The organism is Arthrobacter glycogeni (genome assembly GCF_054511155.1).
The window spans coordinates 76,558-90,668 of the sequence record NZ_JBTNDE010000008.1 but is presented as its reverse complement, the minus strand read 5'-3'; the positions used below and the strand labels follow the sequence as shown (position 1 = coordinate 90,668).

14 protein-coding genes and 2 pseudogenes are annotated in these 14,111 nt (G+C 65.4%); 10 read left to right on the top strand and 6 right to left on the bottom strand.

Annotated features, from left to right (window positions below):
• Nucleotides 1-33: 33 nt before the first annotated feature.
• Together ACX80O_RS07460 and ACX80O_RS07455 are read right to left on the bottom strand one after the other, a co-directional pair.
• Nucleotides 34-717, bottom strand: coding sequence for a hypothetical protein (locus ACX80O_RS07460; RefSeq protein WP_459333035.1), 684 nt, complete (start codon nt 715-717; stop codon nt 34-36).
• A gap of 606 nt (nt 718-1,323) precedes the next feature.
• Entirely contained in the window at nt 1,324-1,998 is a 675-nt protein-coding gene (locus tag ACX80O_RS07455; protein ID WP_459306731.1) for a TetR/AcrR family transcriptional regulator, read from the bottom strand.
• A gap of 125 nt (nt 1,999-2,123) precedes the next feature.
• Here ACX80O_RS07455 and ACX80O_RS07450 point away from each other — a divergent pair, with 125 nt between their 5' ends.
• The 5 genes and pseudogenes from ACX80O_RS07450 (at nt 2,124) to ACX80O_RS07430 (ending at nt 5,826) form a co-directional block, all read left to right on the top strand.
• Nucleotides 2,124-3,164, top strand: coding sequence for an NAD(P)-dependent alcohol dehydrogenase (locus ACX80O_RS07450; RefSeq protein WP_459333034.1), 1,041 nt, complete (start codon nt 2,124-2,126; stop codon nt 3,162-3,164).
• Between the two features lie 96 nt (nt 3,165-3,260).
• A complete protein-coding gene (locus tag ACX80O_RS07445) occupies nt 3,261-3,752 on the top strand; it encodes a DUF6326 family protein (protein WP_459333033.1) in 492 nt (163 codons plus the stop codon).
• 99 nt (nt 3,753-3,851) lie between these two features.
• Nucleotides 3,852-4,781 (top strand): DUF4389 domain-containing protein, encoded by a 930-nt coding sequence (locus ACX80O_RS07440; RefSeq protein WP_459333032.1) that lies wholly within the window; start codon nt 3,852-3,854, stop codon nt 4,779-4,781.
• A pseudogene (locus ACX80O_RS07435) lies at nt 4,778-5,281 on the top strand (ABC transporter ATP-binding protein); the annotation flags it as partial. The gene ACX80O_RS07440 and the pseudogene ACX80O_RS07435, both read left to right, overlap by 4 nt.
• Before the next feature lie 20 nt (nt 5,282-5,301).
• On the top strand, nt 5,302-5,826 hold the full coding sequence (locus ACX80O_RS07430) for an ABC transporter permease (RefSeq protein ID WP_459333031.1): 525 nt from the start codon (nt 5,302-5,304) through the stop codon (nt 5,824-5,826).
• Between the two features lie 13 nt (nt 5,827-5,839).
• Here ACX80O_RS07430 and ACX80O_RS07425 read toward each other — a convergent pair.
• The 3 genes and pseudogenes from ACX80O_RS07425 to ACX80O_RS07415 form a co-directional block, all read right to left on the bottom strand.
• Nucleotides 5,840-6,969, bottom strand: a pseudogene (locus ACX80O_RS07425) (serine hydrolase domain-containing protein).
• Nucleotides 6,970-7,017: 48 nt separating this feature from the next.
• Entirely contained in the window at nt 7,018-7,740 is a 723-nt protein-coding gene (locus tag ACX80O_RS07420; RefSeq protein WP_459333030.1) for a CDP-alcohol phosphatidyltransferase family protein, read from the bottom strand.
• Nucleotides 7,741-7,756: 16 nt separating this feature from the next.
• Nucleotides 7,757-8,191 (bottom strand): SRPBCC family protein, encoded by a 435-nt coding sequence (locus ACX80O_RS07415; RefSeq protein WP_459306743.1) that lies wholly within the window; start codon nt 8,189-8,191, stop codon nt 7,757-7,759.
• A gap of 74 nt (nt 8,192-8,265) precedes the next feature.
• Here ACX80O_RS07415 and ACX80O_RS07410 point away from each other — a divergent pair, with 74 nt between their 5' ends.
• From ACX80O_RS07410 to ACX80O_RS07390, 5 genes are read left to right on the top strand one after another with little or no spacing between them, the layout of a single operon-like run.
• Nucleotides 8,266-9,327 (top strand): zinc-dependent alcohol dehydrogenase, encoded by a 1,062-nt coding sequence (locus ACX80O_RS07410; RefSeq protein ID WP_459333029.1) that lies wholly within the window; start codon nt 8,266-8,268, stop codon nt 9,325-9,327.
• A complete protein-coding gene (locus ACX80O_RS07405; protein WP_459333028.1) occupies nt 9,315-9,713 on the top strand; it encodes a 6-pyruvoyl trahydropterin synthase family protein in 399 nt (132 codons plus the stop codon). Before ACX80O_RS07410 ends, ACX80O_RS07405 begins: the two co-directional genes overlap by 13 nt.
• A gap of 7 nt (nt 9,714-9,720) precedes the next feature.
• Nucleotides 9,721-10,794, top strand: coding sequence for a glycosyltransferase family 4 protein (locus ACX80O_RS07400; protein WP_459333027.1), 1,074 nt, complete (start codon nt 9,721-9,723; stop codon nt 10,792-10,794).
• Nucleotides 10,749-11,669: a small ribosomal subunit Rsm22 family protein gene (locus tag ACX80O_RS07395; RefSeq protein WP_459306749.1), complete on the top strand. Its 921-nt coding sequence runs from the start codon at nt 10,749-10,751 to the stop codon at nt 11,667-11,669. Before ACX80O_RS07400 ends, ACX80O_RS07395 begins: the two co-directional genes overlap by 46 nt.
• On the top strand, nt 11,666-12,598 hold the full coding sequence (locus ACX80O_RS07390) for a lysylphosphatidylglycerol synthase transmembrane domain-containing protein (protein WP_459306750.1): 933 nt from the start codon (nt 11,666-11,668) through the stop codon (nt 12,596-12,598). The genes ACX80O_RS07395 and ACX80O_RS07390 overlap by 4 nt, the downstream gene beginning before the upstream one ends.
• On the opposite strand, the gene ribA is transcribed toward ACX80O_RS07390, so the two are convergent.
• Complete coding sequence (ribA, locus tag ACX80O_RS07385; RefSeq protein ID WP_459333026.1) at nt 12,500-13,885, bottom strand: GTP cyclohydrolase II; 1,386 nt, start codon at nt 13,883-13,885, stop codon at nt 12,500-12,502. The genes ACX80O_RS07390 and ribA overlap by 99 nt on opposite strands.
• Nucleotides 13,886-14,111: the final 226 nt, after the last annotated feature.

Genomic DNA, 14,111 nt, shown 5'->3' with positions numbered 1-14,111 from the left:
GAATTCGGTAATCGGGTGGTTGCTACGGGTCCTTTATACAGCCCCTGTGCGGGGGTTTCTTAGGTTGTGGCCGAAAAACTTCTCGGGGTCGCTCGAGGCGCGGGCGCCGGACTTGATCCACGCTGCGAAGGCTGCCGGGTCGCGGCGCTGCAGTTCATCCAGGCAGTCGCCGCGGAGGACTCCGAAACGGTTCAGCTCATGCGCCGTGCTGGCGCGGATCACCACGAGGTAGGTGCAACGCCACGTCCGGCACAGGTCAGCATCACTAAGTTGGTGAACCGGCTGGGAGTAGCGGTCCAGCTCAGGTCCGAGAGGGGCAGTGATTTGGTCGGGCGGTAGGGCAGTGGTTGCGCGTGAGACGAGGGGCCGGTGCACCGTGCCCAGGCGCCGGTGATAAAAGCAAATAAGCTGCGGGTAGGTGGCCGCGGCGAACAGCGCCAGAACCAGAACCATGCTCCCGAGAAAGGCCATGAGTCCGGCCGCACCGACCATGACGGCCGTGATCAGCCCTGTACGGATGGCAACCGGACGCAGCAGATTTTGCTTCTCTCCGGGCTGCCGGGAACGCAGAGAAGCGACGCCTACCAAAGCCGCGGCGACCGCGACGATACCCGCCCAGATCAGGCCAGCGAGAGGAAGGATGAGCAAACCGATAACGACCCCGATTGTCAGCACGCTACCCCAGATCGCTGTCCAGGCTTTCCTGTAGGTTTCCACCCTTGTTCCTCCTTCCGTCCCCTTTGTTTCGGTCTACTACGCATTCGCGGTCCCGGGGCCGTTCGAGGTAGTGCCGAGCGAATGCCGCGACATCAGCCGCTTCGGCGCCGCCAAAATCGACCGAGACACGCTGACCGCGCGCGAATCGTCCGGTGCGCCGTGTGGTGGGTGCACAGACCGTTTCCAGAACGGGCAAATGGGAGGTGGACGGGATGACGGTCGCCGCGGCTGACGCGCGCAATATCTGTGGATCCCGAGGTTGGATCTGACGCAGGTTACCCGTCAAAATCATGTGAACTGTCCCCTTGATAGCAGCCATCTACTTGGCATGCTGCCGGGGACCGGGGCAACGATATAAGCATGCTTTGTAATATTGCAAGCTGTCAAGACATGATGCGAAAGACACTCTGTAGAATCGCTGACCCACCTGTCGAGGGATCGAACCTTCACCGACTTTCGGTGATCTACCAGCGTGGCGCGCACTTGCCCCACCGACCGCCGTCGAAATCCGTCACCAACCAGGGAAGCACCTGATGGTCGTTCAAACCCTTCTGCGGAAAGACTGTTGGGATCACCTGGAACGGTATGCGGCGCCGCTGAGCGTCGCTATGCGGAGGCCCTCAGTGGCTCGAGGGCGACTAGGACGAGGTCGAGGCCGAAGATGAACTCCTCCCCCGGGTCGTAGCCGGCAGCGACGAGCGCCGCGGCTGACTCGTTGAGGTAGGGGAACTCGTCAGGAGGAAGCTGGGGCAGGAAGACGTTCTCGGCCATGTCCGCGAGCTCATCAGCGGTGTCGAACGGCAGGCTGGCTTCCTGCAGGGCGTAACCGTAGACAAGGCTGTCGAGCAACCAGTTGGCATGCGTCGCCATCAAGACCGGGAAGCCAGCCCTCCTCAGGCAGGCGGTGACCGCTTCGTGGTGGCGGAGGTTCGCGGGCCCCGGCGATGTCCGCGACTCCATCAGGCCGATCGCCCACGAGTGGCGTGCGAGAACCTGTCGGGCGGATACCGCCCGCCGTCGCATCGCCGACTGCCAGTCGGTGTCTTCGGGCGGGAGCTCGATCTCCTCGAACACGATGTCGATCATGGCGTCCAGCAACTCCTCCTTGCTTGCCACATAGTGGTACAGCGACATCGCGCCCGCGCCGAGTACGCCAGCCAGCCGGCGCATGCTCAGCCCGTCGACCCCTTCGCGGTCGGCGAGCCGGACCGCCTCGACAACCACCCGCTGCTTGCTCAGCCCCGCGTCTGACGCGCCCTGGCGTTGTTCCCTCGCAGACACGGTTCTCTCCTTCTTTCTCGAAACCCTTGACACTAGTACAGCGTACGAGCATAGTGTAGCGTACACCGTAAGACGTACGGTGTACGAGCCAGCGAGAGTCGCCGCTCGGAGATGAGGAGGCCCTGGTGGGAAACGAACAGCGATCGAATGCCGGAGCACGCCTGGTGCCGGGGGCGAGTCCGGCCGGGGCGGCGACGATGCGGGCCGCCGTCCAGCACCGCTACGGCCCGCCTTCAGTGCTCGAGTCGTCCGAGGTCGGGCTACCGCTACCCGGTCGAAGCGATGTGCTCGTCCGGGTGGGCGCGGCCTCGGTGCACCCTGGCGACTACTTCATCATGACCGGTGAGCCGTACGTGGTGCGCCTGGCGTTCGGGCTCCGGCGGCCGCGCCACGACATCCCCGGCATGGACCTCGCGGGCGTGGTGGCAGCGGTCGGGAGGGATGTCACCGCTTTCCACCTGGGCGACGAGGTGTTCGGCTGGAGCACCGCTGGAACGTTCGCGGAGTACGCCTGCGTCCCGGCGGACAACCTCGTGTCCGTGCCTGCCAACCTGTCGGTCGTGGAGGCGGCAGCGGTGCCCACGTCGGCTATGACGGCGTTGCAGGCATTGCGCGACATCGCGAACGTTCGACCGGGCCAGACAGTGCTGGTCACGGGCGCGTCGGGCGGCGTGGGCTCCTTCGCCGTACAGATCGGCAAGGCGTTTGGCGCCGAGGTGACGGGTGTGTGCAGCACCCGTAACGCCGACCTGGTCCGGTCACTCGGTGCCGACTACGTCGTTGACTACACGAGGACCGACTTCACCCGCACCGAGAAGCGCTACGACGTCATTCTCGACAATGTGGAAGCCCAGCCCCTGGCGGCTGTCCGCCGGGCACTGACGCCCACCGGCACCCTGATCCCCAACAGCGGACGCGGCGGACGCTGGCTCGGCCCCCTCGGTCGGATCGTCAAAGCGCGCGTGCTATCCGGGTTCACCCGTCAGCAGCTGAAGCCCTTCCTATCGGTCGGGAAGCACGAGGACCTGCTCACCTTGGCCGGATTGCTCACGACCGGGCAGGTCACTCCCGTCATCGACCGCACCTACCCCCTCGACAAAGCAGCCGATGCCCTCCGCTACGTCGGGGCCGGCCACACCCGAGGGAAGGTCGTGATCACCGTCTGACAACCGGATCGACGAGAACGACCCAACCCGTGCGTATAAACGCCCAGGCCTGCCGCCACTCCGGCGGACGGACCGCTCCTCTCGAAAGAAGAACCGATGACCATACGAACGAAAACCCCAACCCTGCTCGACATCCCACCGATCCCTGTGCAAGCCAAGATCGCTGCAGCCTGGATCAGCTTCATGTTCCTGTACGCCTACGTGGACATTATCGCCTTCTTCAAGCCCGGCGTCATCGATGACATCCTGGTCGGCGTCGTCTTTGAATTCGACATCAGCCAGACGTTGCTGACCACCTTCCTCGCCCTCATGGCGATCCCGATCCTCATGATCGTGCTGTCAATGACGCTGCCGGCCCGGGCGAACCGCATCATGAACCTCATCGTGGCCTCGATACAAATCCCCTACGCGGCATTCAACGTGGTGGGCGAGTCCTGGACGTACTACTACGGCCTCGGCGTCGCACTGGAAGTGCTGCTCCTAGCCTTCATCCTGCGCTCCGCCTGGACCTGGCCCCGCACCGCCTCGCCAGCAACCACGCCGACCAGCCCGGCCCGTCAGGCCGATCGCGTCCAACAGCAAGCGTGAACCCAAGTCCAGTCCCCGTCCTGTTCCGTTGCCCGCCGCACGCGGTGGGTGACATCAAATTCCAATCAGTTCCACCACGAGAAACCCAGGATAATCACCATGAACACCCATCCAACCCAAACCTCCGGGCAGTACAGTCCGCCAGCTGAAAAAATGAGTCCGCCGCACATGTTCATTCTCGTCACCGGAGTTCTGCTAACCGCAGGCTCGATCGGCGTCGTCGCCAACTCGGGACCCGTCCTCGCAGTGATCGCGATGCTGGTCGTCGGGGCATCCCTTGTCATCGCCGGGGCTGCCGGTCTTGGTAGGGGGATGCTCTCCTCATCCAGCCGTGGAATCAACGCAGACGCCGGAGGAACCTATCCAGCGCGGCTTGAGGGAGAACTGGATCCCAATCTCTCGCGGTGGATGTGGCTGGTTAAGTGGATCTTGGCGATTCCCCACTACATCGTGCTGGCCATCCTCGGGATTGCCTTCGTGATGGTCACCGTCGCCGCAGGCGTGATGATCCTGTTCACTGGCCGTTACCCGGCGTCGCTCTTCCAGTTCACCGTCGGCGTCATGCGCTGGAACTGGCGGGTCGCCTTCTACGCCAACGGTGTGATGGGCACGGACCACTATCCCCCCTTCACCCTGGCGCACACCGATTACCCGGCCTCCTTCGACGTGGCATATCCGGAAAAACTCTCGCATGCGCGGGTCCTGGTCAAGTCCTGGCTCCTCGCACTGCCCCATCTGCTCATTGTCGGGGTGCTCACCGGCAGCGTGTGGGCCTCCTCAGCCGAGGGAGGCACCAACGGGATGTCACTGTTGGGTCTGCTCGTGTTCATCACCGCCGTGATCCTGCTGTTCACCGGTGTCTACCGTCTGGGTCTCTTCAACCTGATCATGGGCATCAACCGATGGGTCTACCGGACCATCACCTATGTAGCCCTGATGCGCGACGATTACCCGCCCTTCCGGCTGGACCAGGGTGCACTCGACCCACCCCCACAGTCCGCCCTTTCCAGACCAGGTCCGGCCCAATGAGCACTCCAGTCCTGGCAGTCCGTGACATCCGCAAGTCCTACGGACACGGCACCGCACGCTTCAATGCCCTCAAAAGCGTGTCGCTGGAAATTCGGGCGGGCGAATCGCTCGCCATCGTCGGTAAGAGCGGCTCCGGGAAGTCAACTCTGATGCACTTGCTTGCCCTCTTGGACAAGCCCGACGGCGGCGCGCTGCTCGTTCAGGGTACGAACGCGGACGAACTCAGTGTGAAGCAGGTCGGCCGACTCCGCAACGAAGACTTCGGATTCGTGTTCCAGCAGTTTTTTCTCACACCCAACGCTTCCGTGCTTGAAAACATGGTTCTGCCCTTGAAGATCGCGGGAGTCGAAGCCCGGGAACGCAAGAACCGTGGAATAGCTGTGTTGAAGCAGCTCGAACTCGACGATAAGGCGAAAAACTAGGCCATCACCCTCTCCGGCGGGCAAAAGCAGCGCGTGGTGATCGCCCGCGCTTTGGTGAACAATCCGAAAGTGATCTTCGCCGACGACACTTCGACTCAGTGTCGAGCGAGGAGGATATTGATGTGCTCCAGGCAGACCTCGCAGAGCAAGGCTATGCCGCTGTCACGGTGGCTGACCAGGTCGGAATCATCCAAACCGTCATCAGCGGAATCATTGGCGTACTCAACGCCTTTGCCGTGATCGCATTGATCGCCGCGGGCTTCGGGATCATCAACACACTGCTCATGAGCGTGCAGGAACGAACTCGTGAAATCGGGCTGATGAAGGCCATGGGGATGGGAGGTGGACGGATCTACGCCCTGTTCAGCATCGAAGCCGTGTTCATTGGCTTCCTCGGAAGCGTCATCGGAGCCCTTGCCGCGATCGGAACCGGGGCGATCGCCAACAATGTGCGCGCAGGCTCCGTGCATGCCGAACTTGAGGGACTTGAAGTTCTCCGGTTTGCACCTCTACCTATGGGCGCCATCATCCTCCTGGTCATGCTCATCGCCTTCCTCGCCGGCACACTCCCCGCCCGGCGGGCATCACGTCAAAATCCCATCGACGCCCTGAGGTACGAATGAGAAGCTAAACTCGCTAACGACGCCCCAATGCCGCTTCGGCGGCGTCAACGAAAGTATCGAATAAGGCGGCGGATGGCGGCAGCACCTGAGTCATCAGGGTAATGGCTACCCCCTGGTCGGGCCAGCTATACCAAAGCGTGCCCAGACCGCCACCCCATCCGTAACGGCGGCCAAGAGGCCCCTGCTTTATCCCTACGCCATATCCCCAACCACCTCCGTCGAGGAAGGCTTGTGCTGAGGGACCTGATCGCTGCTCGGCGGTGAGCTGATCGGTTGTCATGGCCTCTGTCAGTTCAGGAGACAACAGCCCGCCGCCGTCGTCGAGCAGCATGCCGGCGAAGCGCAGCATGTCACCCGCTGTGGACACCAACCCGCTCCGGGCGTCGGGGAACGCTGGCGCCGTCGACCAGCGGCTCTCATCGACGCTGTCAAAACTGACCAATCCGTTCTCACCTCTCATGTACGAGGGCACGAGGCGTCCATGCGCGGCAACGAACGCCGTCTCCGACATGGCAAGAGGCGTGAACAACCGCTCACTCATGAGCACGTCCAGCGAACTCTTTGCCGCACGGGCAAGTACCACCCCAGCAGCGCATACGCGAGCTCGTAACGCCACACTGTCCCCGGCTGCTCGAGCAGCGGCAGGGTAGCGAAGCGGGTCACCCACTCTGCGGGTGCAGGCATCGCCTGCGGATCGGGTGGGCCGAATCCCAAAGCGGCGGCCCAAGCGGCCTCGACGGCCGGGCAAGGGCTTTCAAACACAAACCCGAACCCCATTCGCATGGTCAGTAGATCCCTGAGGGTGATCGCGCGATGGGCTGGCTCGGTGTCGTCGAGTGGCCCGTCAAGTCGATTCAGGACGCGGCGGTCTACCAGCTCCGGAAGGTGCGTGTCGACGGTATCGTCGAGGTTCAGCACCCCGTCCTGAATCAAGAGCAGAGCGACCGCGGCGAGCATCGGCTTCGTAATGGAGCTGATGCGCATGAGCGCGTCGACGGGCATCGCGCGGGCTCCCCCGGGTTCGGTCTTTCCGACCGCCGCGAATGTTTCGTCGCTTCCATCCAGAACGCCCACCACTGCGCCGGGCACGACGCCCTCCTCCACCAGCAGACGAATCGTATTGATGAGCTCCTCGGCATCCATGCGTCGATCGTACAGCGGCCGAATTCAGACGCTGACAGGTTCCTGACCTCAGGGGTGGACGGGCCGGGCGGTGTTCCGCTCCAACGCGACCACGTCCCGGCCAAATGACACACACAGCACCGCGAGCGCGGCAGCAGTCACCAGCGTCGCGCAAGCCACCGGCACCACCGGGATCAGTACCACCACCAGCACCACTGACTGGGTGGCAGCTATTACCCGGCGGAATTGGCTGAACTCCAGCTCGCGCCTGAGCGCGGGACGGAACCAGGACGCCGCGACATACAGGTACCGCATCAGCCCGATCAGCAACGCCCACCAGCCGAGGGTCAGCGCAACGGGAATGGACAGCACCAGGAGCAGGATGGCGTCGGTCTCCATATCAAGGCGAGCGCCCGCTGGAGAGGCTGTGCCGGTCCGTCTGGCCACCGCTCCATCCACGGCGTCCAGCAGCACCGCCGGCGCAGCCAACAGCACCAGCCACCAGGACCGGGTGGGGACCGTCCCCCACAGCGACAACACCACGATAGTGGCGCACCCACCCGCAAGCACCGCCCGGAACAGGGTGACCCGGTCAGCTGGCCCGGAATAGGACGGCCGGCGTCGCACGACGCTGAGCGCAGCGATGGTCACCAGCGTCAGACCGGCCACCACCGCCGCCAGGTTGGTCACATCCCGGGAATCGTTCAGCGCCAGCAGCGTGACGCCGACCCCGATCGAGCCGAGGACTGCGCTCGCCGCATCGAACAGGGCCCGCCTGCTGACCTGAGCCACCGGATTGCCTGTCGAACTAGGCGAGCGAGTTCAGTTTGTCCCGCAGACCGTTCAACGCGGGATCGCGCAGGCCGTTCAGTGCTGGCTTCACGAAGGGCTCAGCAATCCGGCGAAACCCTTTCAGCTCAAACTCGGCGGTATAGGTGACGTCACTGCCCGATCCGGATGGCACGACGTCGATGGAATCGAACGAGACCAGCGTCTTGTTCTCGCCGCGCAACTTGATGTGGCCTTCGCGCAGTTCGGTGACCTCATACTCGATCGGCTGCCGCTTTCCACGGAACTCCGCCTCCGCGTGATACCGGTGACCGACAGCCACGGGGCCAATGGAACGCTTCTCCACCACTGGAGTGCCTGGATCCCATTCGCTGGTGTGCTCAAACTCGGAGAGGAAGGCGAAGGCCTTCGACGGCGAGAGGGGTGTGCTGATGGTTCCCTTGACAGTGATCATCTACCCAGCTTACTGACGGACTTTGGCAAATGGTTAGGAAACGTCGTGTCGACGCCGCAGGGCATAATCAAGCTATGGACAGCACCTCTTGTGAGCAGAGCCAATCGTACTGGACCACCGGGCCCGGCCACGGCGAACTGCGCACCGCTCCCCTGCCTGCGCTGGCACCCGACGAGGCGTTGGTCCGCACCCTGTATTCGGGGATCAGCAGAGGCACCGAAACGCTGGTCCATGACGGACACATCCCGCCCGAGGTGGCCGCCCGGATGGAGGCCCCCTTCCAGGAGGGTTCCTTCCCCGGCCCCGTGAAGTACGGCTACCTCTCCGTCGGCGTCGTGGAAGAAGGACCCGCAACCCTGGTGGGCCAGCGGGTCTTCTGCCTCTACCCTCACCAGGACCTGTATGTGGTTCCGGTTGCGGCGCTTACCGTGATTCCCGACGACGTCCCGAGCGAGCGCGCCGTGTTGGCTGGCGCCGTCGAGACGGCGGTCAACGCCCTGTGGGATGCCCGACCCTGCATGGGCGACCGGATCGCCGTCGTCGGCGGCGGCATGATCGGTGCGACGCTGGCGATGCTCCTGCGCCGGTTCCCGCTGGACCGCCTCCAGCTGGTGGACCCGGATCCGTCCCGCGCCGACCTCGCTGCGCAACTGGGGGTCGACTGGGTGCACCCGGACGATGCCCTGGGCAACTGCGACATCGTGTTCCACTGCTCCTCCACAGCCGCCGGCCTGGCTCTGGGGCTTGGCCTGCTCGGCGACGAAGGCGAGGTGATCGAGCTGTCCTGGTACGGCACCCACGAGCCCCAGGTGCCGCTGGGTGCGGACTTCCACGCCCGACGCCTCAGCATCAGGGCCAGCCAGGTGGGAAGCATCGCCGCGCCGCGCCGCGCCCGCCGGACCCACCAGGACCGGCTCGCTGCCGCCCTGGACGCCCTGAAGGATCCGGCGTTCGATGCGCTGCTCAGCGGAACGTCGCAGTTCGAAGACCTCCCCCATGTGATGCGCGACCTTTCCAGCGGTACCCTGTCCGCCCTCTGCCATGTGATCGCCTACCCGTGCGCCGACGAACCCGCCATCGAGATCCCGCCATCGCCGCGGCCACCCCCTCCCTCAGGAGCCCCATGTATCGCCTGACCGTCCGCGACCACGTGATGATCGCCCACAGCCTGCCCGACCCCTTCTTCGGACCCGCCCAGGGGCTGCATGGGGCCACCCTCGTAGTGGAGGTGACATGGCGGCGTCGTGAGCTGACGGAGCACGCGGTGGTGATCGACATCGGCGAGGCGACCGCCATGCTCGGCGAGGTGTTGAACGGCCTGCGGTACCAGAATCTTGATGAGCATCCCGACTTCGACGGCGTCCTCTCCACGACCGAAGCTGTTGCCCGGTATATCTCGGACCAACTGGGCAAGCGCTTCGACACGGTGCTATTCGACGGGCTGGATGTCGTGCTCCGCGAACACCCCGACGCATGGGCTGGCTATTCGGTGGACTTCACACCAGCCGACGCCCCACGCTAGCCGCGACGTGGAGCTGGGTCTGGTAGTTCCCCGCGGTCTGCCAGGACCGAGCGGCGGCAGCGTCTACAACCACTACCTCGCCGCCGCCCTCGGCGAGGCCGGACATCTCGTGGCGATCTCCCCGGTAAGAGGCAACTGGCCGAATGCCACCCCCGAAGACCATCGGGCGCTGACCCGGGCGCTCCGCCAGGAGCCGGTGGTGGTGGTCGACGGGATCATCGCGTCCGCGGCTCCCGAGGCGATCCGCACCGCCGTCGACGCCGGGACCACCGTCTGGGTGCTGTTGCATCTGCCGCTCCCAGCAGAGACCGGCCTATCCGAACAGGAGATGACCGCTTTTGCGGCCTCCGAGGAAGCGGCGCTGCAGCACGCGAGCGGTGTGATCTGCACCAGCGTCTGGGCCCGGGATGATCTGCTCCGCCGCTACCGGCTGGATCGGGTACACGCGGTGCCTCCCGGCACCGAACCTGCGGCGTTGGCAACGGGTAGCATCCCCCCGCATCTGCTGCTGCTGGGGTCCCTGACGCCCCGGAAGAACCACCCGATGGTGCTGGCGGCGCTCGCCGACGTTACCGACCTGCCGTGGACCGCTGCTTTCGTGGGCGGCGCAGGTCAGCAGGGCGGCTCCCACGTCGCGATGTTGCAACACCTCGCAGACCGCTTCGAGCCCGGCCGCATCACCTTTCCGGGGGTACTGCAGGGTCCCGAGCTCGACGCCGAATGGAACCGGACGAACCTGGTGCTGTTGCCGTCGGTGGCTGAAACCTTCGGCATGGTGGTCACCGAGGGGCTGGCCCGCGGGATCCCGGGCGTGGTCGGCGCGGGCACCGGCGCCGTCGAGGCACTCACCGGGGGCGCTGCTGGCAACGCTTTCGATCGTGGCGCCGTTCGCGCGTGCCCGACGCTGCCGGGCGGCGTCGTCGACCCTTACGACCCGGACCAACTGGCCGGGCTGCTGCGGGACTGGCTCACCGACCCGGCCCTGCGCCGATCCTGGCGGGACGCCGCTCTGCGCCGCCGCGATACACTGCCGACATGGGCCAAGACCGCGACAACACTCCTGAGAATCATTCATCGGTGACCAACCCCGATTCCGACGCGCCCCGGCCGATCAGCAGCGGCTGGCTCACCCTCCGTCGCCCCGCCGACGAAGCCGCCCGGCAGTCCAGCCTGCCGCTCATTGCCGAACTGCAGGCTTTCCTGACCCAGGGTTCACTGCCCGACGGCGACGACGCCCGTACGATCCGGGTTTTCGATCTCGGAGCGGGTACCGGAGCCAACCAGGCGTGGCTGGCCCCGCAGCTGGCCCTGACCCAACCGGCCCTGACCCAGCATTGGACCCTGATTGACCACGACCCGGATCTCCTGGAGTACACGGCGAGCGCCCCAGCATTCGACGGCGTCGCCGGCACGGAAGCCGTGGTTGCCGGGATAGATGACCTCGGGCGGATTCTCGGCGAAGGTCCGCCGGCTGACGGGCCCCGGATTGTCACCTGTTCAGCGCTGCTGGATCTGCTCACCCCGGCGCAGCTCCACACTTTGTGCGCGGCGCTTGCCGAAACGAGAACCGCCGCGTTGTTCAGCCTCAGCGTTACCGGGGTAATGGCCATCCACCCCGCGGATCCCCTGGACGGCCTCCTCAACGACACCTTCAACACCCACCAGAATCGCGGGGGTCGCGCAGGACCACGAGGCGTTGATCTCACCGCCCGGTTCCTCGCTGATGCCGGGTTCGCCGTCACCACGGTGGAGACACCGTGGGAACTCACGGGCAATCATTCCCAGCTCATTGAACGGTTCCTTGGCGACCGGGCCGATGCCATCCGTGAGGAAAACCCGGCCCTAGCCGACGACGTGGGGCAGTGGCTCTCCCGTCGGAGCGCCCAGGCCGCTGACGGCTCGCTACGCATCACGATTGGGCACCGGGACCTGCTGGCCCTCCCTCCGCAGCAGTGACGCGCCGGATCTGGCTGGGGATTCTCCAGGCGGCCTGCGCCGCGGCGGTCATCTACTACCTCGTGCTGACCTTCGGGACCGCGCCGTTCGCTGCCGGGACGGAGGCTCTCACCGCCCCCTCGATCGCCGCAGCGCTGCTGCTTGGCCTGATCGGGACCGCCGCCCAGGCACAACGCTGGCGGCTGGTGTCCAGCGGATTCGCGATGCGGCTACCCCGAAGTGGCGCACTCGTCCAGTGTTATGAGGCGTCGTTCCTGAACTCGGTGCTACCCGGCGGGCTCGCCGGCGACGCCATTCGCACCGCTCGGCAACGCTCAGCCCACCACTCCAGCTGGCTCGACAGTATCGGCTCGGTGCTAGGCGAACGCCTGGCCGGCACCGTGGTGGTACTCTTTGCCGCTGTGACCGCACTTCTCACCACCGACTGGCGGCTCGCGGCAGCTGTTGCCGCCGGTGCGGTGCTGGTGCTCCTCGCCGCACGACCGTCCTTGCGGCGGCTTCCCGGTCGGGCCGTCGCCGCGGTGTGGGCTCTGTCGGTACTGGGGTGGGCGTCGTATGCGTCCCTGTTTGCCGTGTCGGCCGCGCTGACGGCGCCCCACCTGGACACTGCCGACGTCGTCGTTCTCGCAGCGATCTGCCTGGCCGGCATGTCCATCCCCCTGAATCTGGGCGGGTGGGGTCCGCGCGAGGGAGTCGCGGCGCTGGCGTTCATCATGACCGGCTACCCGGGCGCCCTCGGACTTGAGGTGTCGGTGGGCTACGGGTTGCTGGCGCTGGTATCGGTGCTGCCCGGCGCAGCCCTGCTGCTGGTGCTGGCCGTGCGTGGGCTCTTACGCAACAGAGGCGGAAACCGCAGCCGAAAAGTCGAACTCGGTGCAGATATCCCGGCCAAATTCGAAGCGCCTTACGGGAGCGGAGAGAGCGCCTGAGAGCGCGTCGCTCCCCGTGAAGCGGATACCCGGCACGCCGTCGCCCACCAGGATGGGTGCGCAGGTGAGGTACAGCCGGTCGAGCGCACCCGCCTCAAGGAAACGCGACACCGTGTGCCCGCCGCCTTCCACCAGAACCCGCGGGTGGCCGAGCTCCGCCAGCAGGTCAAGAATGCGGCGTGGCTCGAATTCTTCGGCGGACAGGCGCCTGACGCTCACCTGAGCGGCAAGGGCTTCCGGGATGACCGCCTTGTTCCCGACCAGCCAGAGAGTGGGGGCTGCACCATCGGTCAGTACCAGGGAGCCGCGAGGGATCCGGCCCTGAGGATCAAGCACCACCCTGACGGGGTTCGTTCCTGCAACCGTGCGGACGGTGAGCTGGCAGTCGTCGGACGCGACTGTCGACGCGCCGATCACGACGGCGTCCACGAGTGCCCGGAGCCGGTGCAGGTGTTCGCGGTCCTCCCCGCCAGTGACGAACCGGGCATCGCCGGTGCGCGATGCGATGAATCCGTCCAGGCTCTGCCCGAGCTGGCCGATCACCAGCCGTCCGTCCGGGCGGATCGCCTGAACCAGGGGGCCGTACCGGGCGAGCAGGTCGGCTCCGAGGCCGTGGACCGACCCCCGCGGGACAACTCCCTCGGTGAGGTGGCGCCACACATCCTGGGCGGGTTCGCGGTCGTGCCTCATCCTGGCACGTTTGGTGGCGATATAGCCGGCGTTCTCGGGGCGCTGCGCAACGTTCAGCCCACTGCGTGAGGCGACGGTGATCCCGCCGCTTTCCAGCGCCTCCTGCTTGGCGGGGTTGGAGGACAACAGCCGGATGCGGGTGACACCAAGGTCGAGGAGGATCTCGGTGCTCTGCTGGTAGTCCCTGGCATCGACCGGGAGCCCGAGAGTGGTATTGGCGTCCACTGTATCCACGCCCTGGTCCTGCAGCGCGTAGGCACGAAGCTTTTCGAGGAGGCCGATCCCCCTGCCTTCATGGCCCCTGACATAGATGACGACGCCGGTGCCCTCCTCGCTGATGCGCCGCAGCGACGCATCCAACTGTTCGCCACAGTCGCACCGGTAGGAGCCGAGCGCGTCTCCCGTGAGGCATTCGGAGTGGACCCTCACCAGCGGCACGATCCCCTCAATGTCACCTCGGACCAGCGCTACGTGCTCGTTTTCCTGAGCGTCGCGATAGCCCACCATCCGGAACACGCCGTAGCGCGTCGGCAGTACCGTTTCTACAACACGTTCTACCTGAGAGGCGCCCCAGCCGGGAGCCGAACTGATCGACATAGACCTACAATAGGCGACCTGCGGGAGAGAAGATCCTGCAATCCGCTACCGGCGATATTGTCATGGACTCGTCACTGCCAGCAGGAGTCCCCTACACTCGAATAAAGAAAGCATGCTGATTATTGCCTTGATCCTCTGCGATCACTATCGTCAGCAACAGGAACCGGCCGCGCGCCCGGGACGTTGAACCCGAGAGCTAGGCCATCCGGTGAGGACCGGACGCGCC

Excerpts from the sequence above, each read along its gene's own strand:
- ACX80O_RS07445 (WP_459333033.1), top strand. The coding sequence starts at position 3,261 with ATGACCATACGAACGAAAACCCCAACCCTGCTCGACATCCCACCGATC.
- ACX80O_RS07440 (WP_459333032.1), top strand. The coding sequence starts at position 3,852 with ATGAACACCCATCCAACCCAAACCTCCGGGCAGTACAGTCCGCCAGCT.
- ACX80O_RS07415 (WP_459306743.1), bottom strand. The coding sequence starts at position 8,191 with ATGATCACTGTCAAGGGAACCATCAGCACACCCCTCTCGCCGTCGAAG.
- ACX80O_RS07410 (WP_459333029.1), top strand. The coding sequence starts at position 8,266 with ATGGACAGCACCTCTTGTGAGCAGAGCCAATCGTACTGGACCACCGGG.
- ACX80O_RS07405 (WP_459333028.1), top strand. The coding sequence starts at position 9,315 with ATGTATCGCCTGACCGTCCGCGACCACGTGATGATCGCCCACAGCCTG.
- ACX80O_RS07395 (WP_459306749.1), top strand. The coding sequence starts at position 10,749 with ATGGGCCAAGACCGCGACAACACTCCTGAGAATCATTCATCGGTGACC.
- ribA (WP_459333026.1), bottom strand. The coding sequence starts at position 13,885 with ATGTCGATCAGTTCGGCTCCCGGCTGGGGCGCCTCTCAGGTAGAACGT.